Origin of the sequence: Neobacillus drentensis, from assembly GCF_021560175.1 — a bacterium.
Classification (GTDB): domain Bacteria; phylum Bacillota; class Bacilli; order Bacillales; family Cytobacillaceae; genus Neobacillus; species Neobacillus drentensis_A.
The window spans coordinates 3,540,707-3,557,427 of record NZ_CP091110.1 but is presented as its reverse complement, the minus strand read 5'-3'; the positions used below and the strand labels follow the sequence as shown (position 1 = coordinate 3,557,427).

17 protein-coding genes are annotated in these 16,721 nt (G+C 37.4%); 15 read left to right on the top strand and 2 right to left on the bottom strand.

From position 1 onward, the window contains the following. The first annotated feature begins 68 nt into the window (after positions 1 to 68). Positions 69 to 800: a response regulator transcription factor gene (locus L1999_RS16735; RefSeq protein ID WP_235739584.1), complete on the top strand. Its 732-nt coding sequence runs from the start codon at positions 69 to 71 to the stop codon at positions 798 to 800. Between the two features lie 56 nt (positions 801 to 856). Here L1999_RS16735 and L1999_RS16730 read toward each other — a convergent pair whose 3' ends face one another. After that, complete coding sequence (locus L1999_RS16730) at positions 857 to 1,582, bottom strand: MurR/RpiR family transcriptional regulator (RefSeq protein WP_235739583.1); 726 nt, start codon at positions 1,580 to 1,582, stop codon at positions 857 to 859. A gap of 236 nt (positions 1,583 to 1,818) precedes the next feature. Between L1999_RS16730 and L1999_RS16725 the strand changes: the two genes are divergently transcribed. The 8 genes from L1999_RS16725 (at position 1,819) to L1999_RS16690 (ending at position 10,109) form a co-directional block, all read left to right on the top strand. Then, positions 1,819 to 3,261 carry a glycoside hydrolase family 1 protein gene (locus tag L1999_RS16725; protein ID WP_235739582.1) on the top strand — a complete coding sequence of 481 codons (1,443 nt, stop codon included), beginning with the start codon at positions 1,819 to 1,821 and terminating at the stop codon, positions 3,259 to 3,261. Positions 3,262 to 4,021: 760 nt separating this feature from the next. Next, positions 4,022 to 4,282: a metal-sensitive transcriptional regulator gene (locus L1999_RS16720; RefSeq protein ID WP_215042128.1), complete on the top strand. Its 261-nt coding sequence runs from the start codon at positions 4,022 to 4,024 to the stop codon at positions 4,280 to 4,282. 83 nt (positions 4,283 to 4,365) lie between these two features. Continuing rightward, a complete protein-coding gene (locus L1999_RS16715; RefSeq protein WP_235739581.1) occupies positions 4,366 to 4,593 on the top strand; it encodes a sulfurtransferase TusA family protein in 228 nt (75 codons plus the stop codon). Positions 4,594 to 4,660: 67 nt separating this feature from the next. Further along, positions 4,661 to 5,140: a DsrE/DsrF/DrsH-like family protein gene (locus L1999_RS16710; protein WP_235739580.1), complete on the top strand. Its 480-nt coding sequence runs from the start codon at positions 4,661 to 4,663 to the stop codon at positions 5,138 to 5,140. Positions 5,141 to 5,295: 155 nt separating this feature from the next. Next, positions 5,296 to 5,871: a sulfurtransferase TusA family protein gene (locus L1999_RS16705; RefSeq protein WP_235739579.1), complete on the top strand. Its 576-nt coding sequence runs from the start codon at positions 5,296 to 5,298 to the stop codon at positions 5,869 to 5,871. A gap of 42 nt (positions 5,872 to 5,913) precedes the next feature. Further along, on the top strand, positions 5,914 to 7,041 hold the full coding sequence (locus L1999_RS16700; RefSeq protein WP_235739578.1) for an MBL fold metallo-hydrolase: 1,128 nt from the start codon (positions 5,914 to 5,916) through the stop codon (positions 7,039 to 7,041). A 45-nt stretch (positions 7,042 to 7,086) separates the two neighbouring features. After that, positions 7,087 to 7,863, top strand: a complete 777-nt coding sequence (locus tag L1999_RS16695; protein ID WP_235739577.1) for a sulfite exporter TauE/SafE family protein — start codon at positions 7,087 to 7,089, stop codon at positions 7,861 to 7,863. 221 nt (positions 7,864 to 8,084) lie between these two features. Further along, a complete protein-coding gene (locus tag L1999_RS16690) occupies positions 8,085 to 10,109 on the top strand; it encodes a glycoside hydrolase family 3 protein (RefSeq protein ID WP_235739576.1) in 2,025 nt (674 codons plus the stop codon). Between the two features lie 81 nt (positions 10,110 to 10,190). Here L1999_RS16690 and L1999_RS16685 read toward each other — a convergent pair whose 3' ends face one another. Then, on the bottom strand, positions 10,191 to 11,366 hold the full coding sequence (locus L1999_RS16685) for a sulfite reductase subunit alpha (RefSeq protein ID WP_235739575.1): 1,176 nt from the start codon (positions 11,364 to 11,366) through the stop codon (positions 10,191 to 10,193). 773 nt (positions 11,367 to 12,139) lie between these two features. Between L1999_RS16685 and L1999_RS16675 the strand changes: the two genes are divergently transcribed. The 6 genes from L1999_RS16675 to L1999_RS16650 all read left to right on the top strand — a co-directional run bounded on the left by L1999_RS16675 (position 12,140) and on the right by L1999_RS16650 (position 16,648). Beyond that, on the top strand, positions 12,140 to 12,292 hold the full coding sequence (locus L1999_RS16675) for a hypothetical protein (protein ID WP_235739574.1): 153 nt from the start codon (positions 12,140 to 12,142) through the stop codon (positions 12,290 to 12,292). Between the two features lie 33 nt (positions 12,293 to 12,325). Next, entirely contained in the window at positions 12,326 to 12,907 is a 582-nt protein-coding gene (locus L1999_RS16670) for a chromate transporter (protein WP_235739573.1), read from the top strand. Then, positions 12,904 to 13,434 carry a chromate transporter gene (locus L1999_RS16665; protein ID WP_235739572.1) on the top strand — a complete coding sequence of 177 codons (531 nt, stop codon included), beginning with the start codon at positions 12,904 to 12,906 and terminating at the stop codon, positions 13,432 to 13,434. Before L1999_RS16670 ends, L1999_RS16665 begins: the two co-directional genes overlap by 4 nt. A 99-nt stretch (positions 13,435 to 13,533) precedes the next feature. Beyond that, positions 13,534 to 14,343, top strand: a complete 810-nt coding sequence (locus L1999_RS16660; RefSeq protein WP_235739571.1) for a spore coat protein — start codon at positions 13,534 to 13,536, stop codon at positions 14,341 to 14,343. A 182-nt stretch (positions 14,344 to 14,525) separates the two neighbouring features. Further along, positions 14,526 to 15,272 (top strand): hypothetical protein, encoded by a 747-nt coding sequence (locus tag L1999_RS16655; protein ID WP_235739570.1) that lies wholly within the window; start codon positions 14,526 to 14,528, stop codon positions 15,270 to 15,272. A gap of 188 nt (positions 15,273 to 15,460) precedes the next feature. Continuing rightward, a complete protein-coding gene (locus L1999_RS16650; protein WP_235739569.1) occupies positions 15,461 to 16,648 on the top strand; it encodes a MalY/PatB family protein in 1,188 nt (395 codons plus the stop codon). The last annotated feature ends 73 nt before the right edge of the window (positions 16,649 to 16,721 follow it).

The window sequence follows — 16,721 nt, the reverse complement described above, 5'->3', positions numbered from 1 at the left end:
GATAACTCCGGGACAAAAATATTAATTCATTTACCGATTTTGAATCAGGAGATAGAAGGGGAGAGACCATGAAGAAAAACATCTTGTTGGTTGATGACGAAAGATGGGTTCGGACTGCCCTCAAATGGACCATAAATAAGTTGAATCTTCCATTGTATGTTGTACACGAATGTGAAAATGGCCTGGAAGCACTCGATTGGATCAAGCAAAATGATGTGGATCTTATCCTATCCGATATAGGGATGCCCATCATGGATGGACTTTCATTTGTTAAAGAAATAAGTCATTTGAAAAAGAAACAGGATGTAATTGTGATCAGTGTGCATGACGAGTTTCAATTTGTTCAACAGGCACTGAGAACAGGTGTGACTGATTATCTACTCAAACCAGTGGAAGAAAAGGAATTAAAAGCATGCCTAGAAAAATGGCTGGAAAAATTAGCTAAAGGTATGGATATCCAAACGGTAGATGAAAGTCTACCTTCTTCGACAATTGAAAGAGTATTACAGTATATCGAAAAAACACCATTAGACCAAATCACACTAAAAGATGCAGCAGAAAATGTACATATGAATCCAAGTTACCTTAGTCAATTATTTAAGCAGCAATTGAACAAAAAATTCGTTGATTATCTAACAGAACTGCGGATCGAGGAAAGCAAACGGCTGTTACTACACACGACCTTACGAATGTCAGAAATTGCGGATAGGGTAGGGTACTCTGATTTAGCCTATTTTAGTAACAACTTTAAGAGAATTACCGGCTGCTCCCCATCAGAATTCCGAAAATCAGCCATGTAAACGAATATTGTGGAAACTGAAGCTGCCGGATAGGCAGCTTGTCTTTTGAAAAGAAGCTATTGATTAAGCTGATAAATTTCACGAGCCAAGGCTTCAAGAATATAAACAACGGGTACTTGTGTGGTAATGTTCGCTTCTTCAATGAATTCTTCCGTTACATAGTAAGAAATATTGAGGTCAGAAATTTTTGAAACAGTAGAGAGTTTATTGTTGGTTATACTGATAATTTTACTTCCTTCCTGTTTCAGTTGATGGAGATGTGTAATCGTAAAATCCGTTTCTCCTGAGACTGATAGTGCAATGATGACACTGTTTGTCCTAAGCTTAGAGTGAATGGGAAAGTGAGGGTCTTTTATATACATTGAAAACTTACCTAAACTTGAGAAGTATCGTGCTCCATATTCCGCCAGAATCCCTGAGCTTCCAATCCCAATAAAAATGACATTGTCCGCTGTGGATACGATTGTTGCAGCATTCTTGATTTTTGTCTCTAATTCCCCTTTTAAGGTTCGCTCAAAAAATTCAACTAACGAATGTTGGGAACTTTTAATCATTGTCCTTTTCTTCTCTTCTAAATGCATTTTAAGTTTTACTTTAAATTCAGAGAAACCTTCGCAATTAACTTTTCGACAAAAACGTAAAATGGTCGCAGTTGAGACATGGGTTTCATCTGCAAGCTCACGGATTCGCATGTAGGCCACTATATCACTGTTTTGAATGATGTAGTTGTATAAAGAAGTTTCTAATTCATTGAAAGACGCAATTATTTCATTTGAAAACATGAATGTTGGTTATCCCTTCTTTAAATAGTTCTTATTTCATTTTAACATAATCATTTAAATGTTACGCAGTGTTACATTTTTGTCACGAGTGACTTCCGGTGTGAATAAGAACTAGATTATTTAAACTTATTTACTATCTTGTAAAATATCGTTACGATTCATTAGGAAGCGTGAGATTAAATATCGACAACTAACAAATAGTAATTACTATGTAAAAAATATCAGGGGGTACTCAAATGGAAAATTATCAATTCCCAAACGGTTTTTTATGGGGTGGCGCAACAGCAGCCAACCAAATGGAAGGTGGATATAAAGAAGGAAATAAAGGGCTAAATATTGCGGACGTCCTTCCAGGTGGAAAGGAGCGTTATAACGTTCTTTTAAATCCAGGATTTGATTTTGAAATCCATCCTGAAAAAAACAGCTATCCAAATCATGAGGCGATTGATTTTTATCATCGCTATAAGGAAGATATAGCCTTGTTTGCGGAAATGGGTTTTAAGGCCTTCCGGATGTCAATCGCCTGGACACGAATTTTCCCAAATGGTGATGAAGTAGTGGCCAATGAAGAAGGTCTAGCCTTCTATGATCGGGTGTTTGATGAACTGCACAAGTATGGGATCGAGCCAGTGGTTACCATCTCACACTATGAAATGCCCCTTCACCTTGTTAAGGAATATGGCGGATGGCGAAACCGTCAAGTGGTGACTTTCTTTGAAAGATACGCAATGGCTATTTTCAATCGTTATAAAAATAAAGTAAAGTACTGGATGACATTTAATGAAATCAATAGCGGCTTGGTGATGCCGATTCAAGGTCTTGGTTTTTCGATTCAAAACGAAGCGGATAAATTCCAGCCAACCTTCCAGGCGTACCACCATCAATTTCTTGCAAGCGCGATGGCCGTCAAAGCGTGCCATGAAATCATTCCAAATTCGCAAATCGGCTGTATGATCCTCTATGCTCCTGTCTATGCTTTTGATAGTAATCCTGAAAATGTACTCTATTCCCTTCAGGAAGAACAACTATTTAATTATTTTTGTGGAGATGTGCAAGTACGCGGTGAGTATCCAGCCTTCATTAAGCGCTATTTTAAGGAACATCAAATTGAATTAGAGATTCATGATGGAGACTTAGATTTAATCAAGCAAGGTAAGGTTGATTATATCGGCTTTAGTTATTACATGTCGAGGACAGAAAAAAAAGTGAAAACAGTTGAAGAAGCTTCACAAGGAAATATCATAGGCGGAGTGAAAAATCCATTCCTAAAAGCAAGTGATTGGGGCTGGGAAATTGACCCTGTAGGATTACGGATTTCTTTAAATAAATTGTATGATCGATATCAAATTCCACTCTTTATCGTGGAAAATGGCTTGGGTGCTTATGACAAGGTAGAAGAAGATGGTTCGATAAATGATGATTACCGGATTGATTATCTGCGTGAACACGTTCAGGCAATGGGTGAAGCCATTGAAGATGGTGTTGAACTGATGGGCTATACCACTTGGGGGTGTATCGATATGGTCAGCATGTCTTCAGGTGAGTTCTCTAAACGGTATGGCTTTATTTATGTAGACAAACATGATGATGGAAGCGGGACATTGGAACGCAAAAAGAAAAAGTCTTTCTACTGGTATAAAGAAGTTATATCGACAAACGGTGAAAATATCGGCAGCTAATTATTTGTCCTTTTCTATTGCCAACTTTTCTCTTAAAACTCAGTTTGGATTACTATTCACTTGGATATGTTTTATTCTGAAAAGAACTCGTAAAGGGTTCTTTTTCTTTTTATTGGGAAGGATATGTGAAGATTTCCATAGAAAACGAACAATAACAAAGAAAGCAGCTTTTGAAGCTGTCTTTTTTGTTATTGTATCTTAAGAAACCTTATTACTTTCAATATATGTTTCAAAAGCTGGATGAAACTCTTTTTGATAATGTAGTTCCGGACATGATTTAATAACAATTGATTTTAAGATATTCGAGTTTTTGGTCTCTAATACTTGATTACATTTTGGACAATGTTCAATAAAAAGATTTTTAAAAAAACGCATACCCAGCCTCCTATTCCATTAATTCCTATAGTTGTACTTTGAATTATATAATATTAACGTAAATTTACAATAGATGTCGATAATTTTTATTGTATGAAAGGTAAAAATAATGGTGACAAAGTACGCAATTTCATTTGATAGAAAAAACAGAGAGGAAGATAATAATGGTATTTAATGTATTTATATTAAACAAAAATAAAAATTTCGACCGTCACATTAATCGCGCTCAATTTTATTTTTATCCATTCATGTTATTTTTAAAGTTATTCTATTGACTATATACCTATTGGGGTATAGTATAGATCATGTTGGATATACAATCATTCATCATTCGAAGATATTATTAAAGGAAGATAAAAACTTATTGTTAAAGGAGGCAAAAAACATGGAATACAATGATCAAATTAAAAATAGAGCTAAACGGATTGAAGGACAGCTTAGAGGAATTTTAAAAATGATGGAAGATAATAAGGATTGTAAAGAAGTAATCACCCAATTATCTGCAGCTAGAACGGCCATTGATCGTACCATTGGAGTAATTGTAAGCTCCAATTTAGTGGAATGTGTACAAAAAGCGGAACAACAAGGGGAAAGCATGGAAGAATTAGTAAAAGAAGCTGTTAATTTGTTAGTGAAAAGCCGATAAAAAAGGGTTGACACCCTCTTTTATTTTGATTAGTATTATACCCATAGGGGTAATGGTAAGTAAAAAACAGGAGGGAATAAACAATGAATATAGCAAAAGTATTAGATGCCAAAGGTTTAGCTTGTCCTATGCCAATTGTTAAAACAAAAAAGGCGATCAATGAACTTCAATCTGGTGATGTTTTAGAAATCCACACAACTGATAAAGGGGCTAAAAATGATCTTCCTGCATGGGCAAAATCAGGAGGACATGAATTAGTAAAGTATGACGAGGAAAATGATATTTTAAAGTTTTGGATCAAAAAAGGATAATTTTTTTAGATTTACAAATACCTGTACTGGTATAGGTTTTATTCAATTACATTAGGAGGGTTACAACATGACGGATAAGAAAAAGACGACAATTGTCTTATTTAGCGGAGATTACGATAAAGCCATGGCAGCTTATATCATTGCAAATGGTGCTGCTGCGTATGATCATGAAGTTACTATTTTTCATACATTTTGGGGATTAAACGCTCTTCGTAAGGATGAGATTATTTCGGTGAAAAAAAGTTTTATGGAAAAAATATTTGGAAAGATGATGCCTAGAGGTGCAGATAAAATGGGTCTTTCAAAAATGAATTTTGCCGGATTCGGTCCAAAAATGATTAAGGACATTATGAAAAAACATAACGCACTGCCTTTACCACAACTAATCGAAATGGCTCAAGAGCAGGATGTAAAACTCGTAGCCTGCACGATGACAATGGATTTATTAGGTCTCAAACAAGAGGAGTTATTAGATTCAATCGAATATGCAGGTGTGGCAGCTTATTTAGGAGATGCAGAGGACGGTAATGTTAATTTGTTTATTTAATTACAGATAATCATAGGAGGGCGTTAACATGAAACAAAGCTTTGGATTTAACGTCATAAACATGTCAGGTGGCATGCATGCATGGGAAGGTAAAACAGAATAAATTTTTTTAAATTTAAAAATACCTATATAGGTATATAACAGGAGGTTTTATAATGGAAAACATGAAAGCAAACGTTACATTAGATGCAAAAGGATTAGCATGCCCTATGCCAATAATTAAAACAAAAAAGGCAATGAATACTCTTGAGGCAGGTAATGTTTTAGAAGTTCAAGCTACAGATAAAGGGTCTAAAGCTGATTTAAAAGCTTGGGCAGAAAGTACAGGTCATCAATACCTTGGAACAATTGAAGAAGGAGATATACTAAAGCATTATCTTCGTAAGTCTTCGGATAATGATTCCAATGAAAAAAAGTACCCAAATGTGACAAATAATAAAATTCTTGAAAACAAAATCGAAAACAATGAAGACATTGTCGTTCTTGACGTAAGGGAAGCGGCGGAATATGCCTTTAACCATATCCCAGATGCGGTCTCTATTCCCCTAGATGAATTAGAGGATCGTATGGACGAACTAAATAAAGAAAAAGAAATTTATGTCGTTTGCCGTACAGGGAGTCGCAGTGATTTAGCAGCACAGAAATTAGCGGAACAAGGATTTACAAACGTAATGAATGTGCTACCGGGTATGAGTCAGTGGAACGGTCAATCAACAGGTATTAATAAATAACTTAACTTTTTTATCGAAATAAAACTATGGGGGTAAATTAAAATGTCTGTAACTAGTATGTATTCAAAAGACGTATCAAAAAAAGTCTTTAATAAGGAAGATCTATTTATTTTAGACGTGCGAAACGAAAATGATTTTCAAGATTGGAAGATTGAAGGAGAAAACTTTGACTATTTAAATGTCCCTTATTTTGAATTGCTGGATGGGGTAGAAGAGATCATCGGAAAAATTCCAGCTGACAAAGAAGTATTAGTTGTTTGTGCGAAAGAAGGTTCCTCTATAATGGTAGCAGAAATGCTCTCAGAAGCGGGGGTAAATGTGTCATACCTTAAGGGTGGAATGAAAGCATGGAGTGAACATTTAGAACCGGTTAAAGTTGGAGACTTACGTGATGGAGGCGAAATTTATCAGTTTGTACGAATTGGTAAAGGCTGCTTATCCTACATGGTTGTTTCAGACGGAGAGGCAGCACTGATTGATGCAACACGAATGACTGACACCTATCTTGAATTTGCTGAAAGCATCGGTGCAAAAATCACGAATGTACTTGATACTCATCTTCATGCTGATCATATTTCAGGAGGTCGTACAATCGCTGAAAAAACGGGTGCAATCTACTGGTTACCACCAAAGGATGCAACAGAAGTTACCTTTGCGTACCAGCCATTAGAAGACGGAAATGAAGTCAAAATTGGTGAAACCGTCATTACGATTCAAGCATTATATTCTCCTGGTCACACAATCGGATCTACTTCCTTTGTAGTAGATGGAAGGTTTTTACTTTCAGGTGATATCTTATTCATTGATTCGATCGGAAGACCAGACCTAGCAGGTATGGCAGAAGACTGGGTAAGCGATTTAAGAGAAACTCTTTATAAACGTTATAGAGAATTATCAGATGACCTTATTGTTCTACCGGCGCATTTTATGATTATGGAAGAATTAAACGATGATGGCAGTGTGTCAGAAAAATTAAGTATCTTGTTTGCAAAAAATCACGGTCTAACCATTGAAGATGAAAATGATTTCAGAAAAATGGTAACCGAAAACCTGCCGCCACAGCCAAATGCTTATCAAGAAATTCGTGAGACGAATATGGGGAAAATAAATCCTGACTTAGAAAAACAACGTGAAATGGAAATCGGTCCAAACCGTTGCGCAGTTAGATAAAATCGAAAAAGGAAGACTAAGAATGGCAGCCAAAAGGAGGACAACATGGATATTAGCTTTATAATCACGCTCTTCCTAATTGGATTTATAGGCTCATTTATTTCTGGGATGCTAGGAATAGGTGGTGCCATTATCAACTTTCCAATGTTGTTATATATTCCAGCTATGCTGGGTGTCGGTCATTTTACAGCTCATGAAGTTTCAGGAATTACTGCTATCCAGGTTTTCTTTGCGACAATTGGCGGCGTTTTGGCTTACCGCAAAGGAGGATTTTTAAATAAAAAACTAATCGCCTACATGGGAATTAGTATCCTTTTGGGAAGTTTTATTGGTGGTTTCGGTTCAACTCATATGCCAGAGAGTGGGATTAATCTCGTGTATGGAATTTTAGCACTTATTGCTGTCGTCATGATAGTTGTTCCCAAAAAGGGGATTGATGATATTCCTTTAGAACACGTCATATTTAACAAATGGCTTGCTGCATTATTTGCTTTTTTTGTAGGAATTGGGGCTGGCATTGTAGGAGCGGGAGGCGCGTTTTTGTTAGTACCAATCATGTTAGTAGTTTTAAAGATTCCAACAAGAATGACCATTGCCTCGTCCTTAGCCATTACCTTTATTTCATCAATTGGAGCTGTTTCAGGAAAAATAATGACAGGGCAAGTGGCGATTCTTCCATCTCTCATTATGGTTGTTGCCAGTTTAATTGCTTCACCGCTAGGAGCAAATGCTGGGAAAAAAGTAAATACAAAAGTATTACAAATCATTATGGGGATTTTAATCTTAGCTACAGCAGTAAAGACATGGATGACCATATTGTAGGTAAAAAGGTCTGCTTTTAGTTAGCAGTCCTTTTTATATTTTTCGAAAAATTAAAAAAACACAAAAACTTCTAAAAAAACTCTCTACTATTCTTTAAATGAAAGATTATAAAATGAAATGAGATTGGAAGCGTTTTCTTTTTGCGGGGGTGATGGAGGGCTGTAAATATTTAAGTCAATCTTTTTTTGGAAAAACTAAACAGGTAAAGGGGAGGAAAAGATTTGAAACGATTTTCTAAAAGAACAGCATCATTAACACTTGCAGCTTTAATGCTGTCATCGACGGTTATTCCTTTTGCAAGTGCGGAGCAGGGGAAATCAAATGGCAATAAACAAAATGCTCCTGAGATAGCTGCGACGGCGAAAAACATCCTTGTCCAAGGTGACAAGAAATTCAAAGACCTCAATAACAATGGCCGGCTTGATCCATATGAAAACTGGCAGCTGCCCACTGAAGTACGGGTCAAGGATCTTGTCAAAAAGATGACACTTGAGGAAAAAGCGGGAATGATGCTGATTACAGAATTCCCAGCTTTTAAGGATAACAAATTAGTCTTGCCAAATAAATTAATTGATCAAAATACACGTTACTATATTTTTCGGCAAACCCCTACATTGGATATAATTGCGGATTATAATAATCAGCTTCAAAAAGCGGCAGAAGGATCGAGATTAGGAATTCCTATTGTCGTCACCTCCAATCCACGGAATCATGCATCTACTGATTATACGAATAGCAGTGAAGGGGCAGGTTTACATTCATTTTGGCCAGGTCCTTTAGGGCTTGCCGCCACGCGTGACACCAGTCTTGTCAAGGACTTTGCTGAAACCGCTGCGAAAGAATGGAGAGCGGCAGGAATTCGCAAGGTATATGGATACACAGCAGATATTGCGACAGATCCACTTTGGGCTCGAATTGAAGATACGTTTGGCGAACAGCCAGCTCTTGCGTCAGGCATGATTTATAACGTCATCAAGGGTTTCCAAGGAGATGAGTTGGGTAAAGACAGTGTCGCCATTACTGTCAAGCATTTTCCTGGCGGCGGGGCACGCGACAATGGCCTAGATCCACATTTTCCGGAAGGCAAATTCAATCCATATCCAACTGCTGGAAGTTTGTTAAAATATCATATTCCAAGCTTTAGAGCGGCAATTACAGCTGGTGTGTCTTCGGTAATGCCTTATTATGCTTATCCAAGCAATACTAGTGCTGACCAAGGGTTACCATGGTTTAGCCCTACCCAGCAATTTGAGGAAGTTGGTTTTGCATTAAACAAAGCGATCATTACGGATCTCCTTCGCGGGCAGCTTGGGTTCAAGGGTTATGTTAACTCTGATACAGGCGCGGTCGGTAATAATGCATGGGGAGCTGAAAGCTTAACATCAGAAGAAAAATTTGCAAAAGCTATCAATGCTGGTACGAATATTATCTCTGGCGCTTCTGATCCCACTCCAATCATCAATGCAGTAAAACATGGCATCCTTAAAGAAGAAAAAGTCGATCAATCTGTTTCATTTTTACTAACAGAGATGATGAAATTGGGCCTTTTTGAAAACCCTTACGTAAATGGACAGCATGCCCTTGATGTGGCGAATAATCCGGAGTCAAAGAAAAAGGCAGATGCAGCTCATCGCAAGTCCCTTGTTCTTTTGCGTAATGATAAAGTCAATGATGAGAATCTACTTCCTTTGAAGGATGGAAAGATTAAAGATGTTAAGCTTTATGTTGAAATGTTCCCAGGTGGAAATGATGCTGCAGCTACGAAGAAATTAAGAGAAACGATTCAAAAATATGACCCTTCGATCACAGTAACAGACAATCTTGCAGAAGCCACACATGCATTCGTATGGGTTCGACCTGTTCAATCGAACTGGGACAATAACCCACGGATTTCCGTAGGTTCAGAAACAGGAATCACAAATGTCGATCGGATTATCGAAATTCAGAAAACGGTACCGACCATTACGGCCATTAATTTTACGAATCCATGGTTAATAGACCAAATTGAACCAAATGCAGCAGCGGTGGTTGCGACGTTTGGAACGAAGGCAGAGGCAATTGTGGATGTTATTCGCGGCAAATTCAATCCGACAGGAAAACTTCCATTCACCATACCAGCGAATAAAGCAGCTGTCGATAACGAAGTTGGAGATATTCCTGGATATGAAGAAGACCCTTCTTATGTTTATAAAAATAAGAGTGGGGACAAGTATGGATTTGATTTTGGATTGAATTATCAACAATGATAGCGAGTAAAGGAAAAAAATAAGGAAAAAGAGTGACTTCACTAATCTGGAGTCACTCTTTTTGATTAACACTAATTTATTTTAATAGACATCGCGTTGGTAACGGCCTTGCGTCTTCATATCATTTAGATAGGCTTCTGCTTGTTCAGGAGTCATTGATCCTTCTTTTTCAATCACACTTAAGAGCGCGTTGTGGACATCTTTCGCCATATATTGCTTATCTCCACAAACATAAAAGTATGCTCCGTTTTCCAGCCATTCAAATAGTTCCTTACTGTTTTCTAGCATTTTATGTTGTACATATACTTTTTCTGCAGAATCACGGGAGAAAGCAGTTTCTAATTTCGTTAGTACGCCTTCTTTTTGATATTTTTCTAATTCATCTTGATAAAGAAAATCGGATGCTGCATGTTGATCTCCAAAAAACAGCCATGACTTTCCAGTTGCTTTATTCACTGCACGTTCTTCAATAAACGAGCGGAATGGAGCAATGCCTGTCCCTGGACCCACCATAATAATGTCTTTTTCTTGTGTGTCTGGGAGATGAAAGTGTTTATTTGGCTGTACGAACACTGGTAGTGTCTCTCCTTCTTGAATACGTTCTGCAACTTGTACAGAACAAACCCCTTTGCGTTCGCGGCCGTGAGCGTTGTAGCGAACAGCACCGATGGTTAGATGCACTTCACCAGGGTGGGCCGCTAGACTGCTCGCGATTGAATAGAGACGCGGAGTCATTTTTCTTAATAAAGAAACAATCTCTTGAGCGGTAGCTTTCCAAGGTCCAAAATCTTTTAACAAATCAAGCAAATCACGGCCGTTGGTATATTCTTTTAGCTGGTTTGCATTTTCAATTAATACTAGAGATTTAAGCTCTTCATTTTCTGTCAATTCAGCTGCAGCTTGGAGAATTTTTTTTGATAATAAGGTAATCTCAAAGTAGTCGGTTAACGCCTCTTTTAATGGAAGTGTTTCACCTTGTTTATTAATGATGACAACAGTCTTTTCATCCCAATTCATTTCTTGAAGTAATGAAGCCACAAGTTCTGGATCATTTTTTGGGAGAATCCCAAGGGCATCACCTGGATTATAGGAAAGACCTGATCCTTCCAATGATAACTCAATATGCCTTGTTTCTTTACTAGAGCCTGCCCCATTTAAATTTACGTTTTTAAGAGCTTTTGCCGGAAAAGGGTTCGTTCTTGAATAAGTGGTTGGAACTTTTTTATCTTCTTCATTTTTATTTACAGTTAGTTGCATGATCTTCACCTCTAAAAGTTATGTGTTATAGTTTTAGGTTCATTTGTTGTTTTTTCTTCGATACACCTTCCATTATATCTAAATAACATTAATTTTCCCTTAAAATTGGCTTATAAAATTTTTTAATTATTAAGATAAAATTGTGAATTTATTTTAGCATGAAAATCAAACTTAAAAAACAGGGATTTGCTAAAAACTTTAGACTTTTTTGTGAAAGCACTTACAATATTGAATAGTTTTATTGTTTTTGAATTAGACTGGGAACAACTAAAAAGAAGCATAAATATTATAGGCGACAACGAAAGAGAATAGTGTATGAGCGTTTCTCACCCATATTAATTTGAGTTAGGGGATTCACATTTCTAATTTTGTCACCTAATTTTTCATAAAGCTTAAATAATTGGTCGTTACAGTCGGCTTGCGCTTGTAATTTATCCGCTGAAATCATCCCTAGGTTTCATACGCAGGTTTTGGCGGCCAACCATAGAGGCTAACATCAAGCTCGGTAATTTGATTATCTAGGCCAAGCTCAGCAAACATGTTAATTGATTTTTCAATATCTGCAGTAGAAGGCCAGTATTGGAATTTAGGACATGAAAAGCTTTTGTTTGAGAGAAATTTCCTATTGGTGTTCGTTGTACGAATGGAAATTCGTAAATAATAAACATAACATAGTTTATTGGGTAAACAAAGGAGAGGTGTCTGTAATAATTGATGAGATTAGTGACGATTCCTTATAGCGGCGCTTCTTTCTTGAAAAAGGGGAAGGGAGTTTGTCAGACAGAATCGACTTGAGTAAACCAATCAATCTTCAAAAACAATTTATCCAAAACTTTCAAAGGGAAATCATCCTTTTTAGTTTATGGTACAATGGGTGGAGAATAATGAATTTACTAGTCCAAGAGCTTTGTAGTTTACATCAATAATAAGAAGCGAACAAGAAAAAAGGTGATTTAACAGTGAAACTTCAAAGGAATTTATTTATCGCATTTTTCAGATCTGGATTACTAGGCTTTGGAGGTGGACCATCCGCCATCCCACTCGTACATAAAGAAGTAGTGGGTACGTTTAAATGGATGAATGATCAAGAATTTAGTGATATCTTGGCACTCGCCAACACGCTGCCTGGACCAATCGCCACCAAGATGGCTGGCTATATCGGCTATCGGCTCGGCGGAACCATGGGGATGATTAATGCCATTTTGGCGACCGTTTTACCAACAATATTGATGATGCTTGTCTTATTAACTTCCTTTAATCAGTTTAAGAATAATCCTAGAGTACAAGGGATGACGGGAGCCGTAGTACCGATTGTGGGTGTAATGATGGGTACCTTAACATGGGAGTTTTTGAAAAAATCAAAGAATGGATGGGGCTGGAAAAAAGGTTTCCTTCTGCTGGCTGGGAGTTTTATCGTGATGGAAATCTTTCATGTCCATCCAGGAATTGTGGTGGGAGTATTGCTGATTGCAGCGTTAGTTATTCCCGATAAAAAAGAAAAAATGGAATTTCCAATTAACGAAAAAAGTGAGAGCTTATGATTTATTTACAACTATTTATCGCATTTTTTATACCAAGTATTGTTGGATATGGGGGCGGACCCGCGTCCATTCCCTTAATCGAACATGAAGTGGTCAGTCGTTATGGCTGGGTCACAACTAGTGAATTTAGTGAGATTTTAGCGTTAGCTAATGCGTTGCCAGGGCCCATCGCCACCAAGATGGCCGGCTACATTGGTTTTGATGTAGGCGGGGTGCTAGGTGCAGTGATTGCTGAAATTGCCACTATTGCACCGTCCTTAATTTTAATGATTGTCCTGTTACAGTTAATCTTCAAATATAAAGATTCACAACGAGTAAAGCGATTATCCAAAATCGTTGTGCCAACGGTGGCCATTTTAATGGCAGGTCTTACTTTTGACTTTTTTAAAACTTCTTATAGTTCAAATGGGTTAATACAAACCATTATCATTGCTGTAGTGAGTTTATTATTATTGGAAAAATGGAAGGTGCATCCTGCTTTCGTGATTGTAGGTGGATTAGCCTATGGTGCACTTTTTTTAAGTTAGTCCTTAATTTACCACTAAGGAAAAATCAATGGTACACATACAAGCGCGGATGCATGAGGATAATACTTTTGTTAAAGAAAACAAAAGGGAGTGTTTTTGATGCCATTCGGAGCTCATGAAGCAATGGAAGTCCATGAAATATTAACAGAAAAAATTAATATGATTAACCATTTTAATCTTTATGCACAACAAGCGAAAAACCCTCAGTTAAAAGAAATGATTCATCGTCACTTACAGGAAGAAATTAAATCCTATGATACAGTGGTCTCTTATACACATGATTATCAAAATTTCGCGCCAATGTCGGCAAATACCCATGTTAATTCCGTTAAACCTGATCAAATTCAATATGGGTTAGATAATCCAAGCATGGTAACCCCTGAGAGCAACACAACTTTTAATGACTATGAAATTGCCAGTGCCTTGCTGATCTGTCATAAGAATGGTGCAGCAAATGGCGTAAAGGCTACTTTAGAAATTGCCGACCCTAATCTTCGTCAAGTTCTACTAAATGGTGCTGTTAACTGTGTGAATCAAGCCTATGAAGTATTTTTATTTATGAACCAGCAGGGGCAATATCAGATTCCAACGATGAGAGATCATACTGCGAAAACCTATTTACACACTTTCCAGCCTGTCAATGAATCATTAAAAGCTCAGTACATGGTTAATCCTGGACAAACACAAAATGTGGATCAAGGGATGATGGTTAACAACATGATGGGCGGCACTCAAATGAACCAGCCAACACATGTTTCAAGATCAGGCCAAAATATGATGCCAATGGGCCAAGTAGGCGGAATGTCAACTGGAGCAATGCAGCAGCAACATATTCAAAACCCATTGTATGTTCAAATGAAGGGCAATCAAACCAATATGCAGAACGGCTCTCAGTATTTTAATCATTAAACTTTTTCCTAAGTGGACATGGCAGCTTGATACCATGTCCACTTTTGTTTCATGATTATTTACATTCATAGAGGATTGTCCCATTCCAATTATTCATCTGCGAATATGATTTATAAAGGCAGGTGAAAGAGTTGTATTTAGTTGGTTTTTATTCCCCAAAAGCAAAATCAGGAGTAACCGAATTGTCTGTTTCCATTTATCATTGGTTAAAAACAAACACAAATTTATCCGTTGCTTTCATTTCCTATGGCTCATTAGAGAGAGAAAATCCTTCGAATGAATTAATCCAGGAATTTTCGAAATTAACCGTTACCGAACAAAAGCGCCAAGTCAAACAAATGAAGAGAGCCCACGATATAACCATTTATGATGCATCAAGCCAATTATCAGCTGGGGTATTAAAGCTTTTACCGATCGTGGACCGTTTGTTTGTTGTCGGGGAAGAACACAAAGAATTTGCGTACAATCTCCAGCAAATCATCCAATTTGATAAAATATTTGATAGAAACGTTAAAAGTTTCATTGCTCATTTAAGAGGAAATAAAACGTTTATTCTTCAGGAAAGTAAGGACAACCATGTCATCGGATTTAACTATTCTAAGCAGGATACAGATGATATTGGCCAAATGATCTATTCTGATTATGTAACCCATTACTTAAATGAAAAATTAATTGATAAAAACGAGAAGGTCTTTCGAAAAATCAAGAAGATCCCAAGGGAAGATTTTGCTAATGGTCTCTATGAATTGGGACTTGATTACGAAAAAGCTATGTTTTATGAAAGATACGTTAAATTCCGAGAACTTATGGGGCAAACCTACGAAGACGCCCTTGAAGACCTCTTCCCACTATTCATGCACACCCCTTTCCCACAAATCCTAGACAAACTCCAAGCCGAACTCTACATGATCTCCAAACTCAAATTCTAACATTTACGGTGCCTGTCACCATTTGTACTGCCGGGATATTAGAAATATCCGGGCAGTTTCTATGTGAAATAAGAGAATTAAATGGAAAGTTTCGCTCTTGTGGGTTACGATTTGAGTAAGATGTAAATTATATGAAGTGACTCCTTGCTATGGTTCACACATCTATTCGACGACGAAAGGTGATATGCATGAAATATAATTTTGATGAGATTGTTAATCGCAGAGGGACTTATTCCATCAAGTGGGATGGCGGTGAAATGATTAAAAAGATGGGGCTTACGGACAGGTACGACGAAGAGACGATTCCTTTCTTCACAGCAGATATGGATCTACCCGTTCCGCAGCCTTTAATTGATGCCTTACATAAAACAGTGGACCATCGAATCTTCGGTTATTCCATCTTTCCCGACGAGTATTTTGAAGCGATTCAACATTGGTTCAAAAAGAGACATGATTGGGAAATCCAGAAAGAAGAAATTATTTATAGTCCAGGTACCGTTCATGCCTTAAATATTGCCGTCAGAGCATTCACTAATCCAGGTGAAGGAATAATCATTCAACGGCCAGTTTATCCTCCATTTACGGCAGCGATTGAAGCCAACGGTCGAGAACTCTTAAATAATGCTCTAAAATGTGATGAGGACGGTTATTATCATATCGACTTTGCAGATTTTGAGGAAAAAGCAAAAGATGAAAAGACAAAAATGTTCATACTATGTAACCCCCATAATCCAACTGGCAGGATCTTTAGCCAAGAAGAATTACATAAATTATCCGATATTTGTGCAGCCAATGATGTGCTAATTGTCGCAGATGAAATCCATGGGGATTTGACTCGCCAGAACCAAACTTTCCTGCCAATCGCAAAAGTAGTAGAGAATGCAGACCACATCATCTCGTTTACAGCTATTAACAAAACATTTAATCTTGCCGGGCTGCACTGTACGAACGTCATTATCACCAATCCGAAACATCGAAAAAACTTTACCCGTGTAATGGGTAACCATTTACCATCGCCTTTCACTGTATCAGCCTTGATATCTGTATACCATGATGGTGATGAATGGCTCGAGCAGCTGAAGGAATACATTGACGGGACGATGGAATGGGCCGTTGAATTTTTAGCTGAAAACATGCCGAAGGTTAAGGTGAGAATCCCTGAAGGAACCTATATTATGTGGATGGATTTTAGCGGGTATGGCTTATCTCCTGAAGAGGTTCATGATCGGATTTATAATAAGGCAAATGTTATTCTTGAAGACGGAAAAATGTTTGGTGAAGAAGGACTAAACTATCAAAGAATTTGTATTCCCTCACCACGTCCGATGATAAAAGAAGCGTTTGAGAGAATTGCCAGGGAATTCGCGGACCAATAAAAAATGGACAACCCACTCAAATTCTTATTGTTATTGGGTGGGTTTTTATTTATTTTTTCAAAGGAGAAGAATC

Coding starts and splice junctions, on each gene's coding strand:
- L1999_RS16695 (WP_235739577.1), top strand. CDS start 7,087: ATGGATATTAGCTTTATAATCACGCTCTTCCTAATTGGATTTATAGGC.
- L1999_RS16725 (WP_235739582.1), top strand. CDS start 1,819: ATGGAAAATTATCAATTCCCAAACGGTTTTTTATGGGGTGGCGCAACA.
- L1999_RS16660 (WP_235739571.1), top strand. CDS start 13,534: ATGCCATTCGGAGCTCATGAAGCAATGGAAGTCCATGAAATATTAACA.
- L1999_RS16720 (WP_215042128.1), top strand. CDS start 4,022: ATGGAATACAATGATCAAATTAAAAATAGAGCTAAACGGATTGAAGGA.
- L1999_RS16715 (WP_235739581.1), top strand. CDS start 4,366: ATGAATATAGCAAAAGTATTAGATGCCAAAGGTTTAGCTTGTCCTATG.
- L1999_RS16710 (WP_235739580.1), top strand. CDS start 4,661: ATGACGGATAAGAAAAAGACGACAATTGTCTTATTTAGCGGAGATTAC.
- L1999_RS16735 (WP_235739584.1), top strand. CDS start 69: ATGAAGAAAAACATCTTGTTGGTTGATGACGAAAGATGGGTTCGGACT.
- L1999_RS16705 (WP_235739579.1), top strand. CDS start 5,296: ATGGAAAACATGAAAGCAAACGTTACATTAGATGCAAAAGGATTAGCA.
- L1999_RS16730 (WP_235739583.1), bottom strand. CDS start 1,582: ATGTTTTCAAATGAAATAATTGCGTCTTTCAATGAATTAGAAACTTCT.
- L1999_RS16665 (WP_235739572.1), top strand. CDS start 12,904: ATGATTTATTTACAACTATTTATCGCATTTTTTATACCAAGTATTGTT.
- L1999_RS16650 (WP_235739569.1), top strand. CDS start 15,461: ATGAAATATAATTTTGATGAGATTGTTAATCGCAGAGGGACTTATTCC.
- L1999_RS16685 (WP_235739575.1), bottom strand. CDS start 11,366: ATGCAACTAACTGTAAATAAAAATGAAGAAGATAAAAAAGTTCCAACC.
- L1999_RS16700 (WP_235739578.1), top strand. CDS start 5,914: ATGTCTGTAACTAGTATGTATTCAAAAGACGTATCAAAAAAAGTCTTT.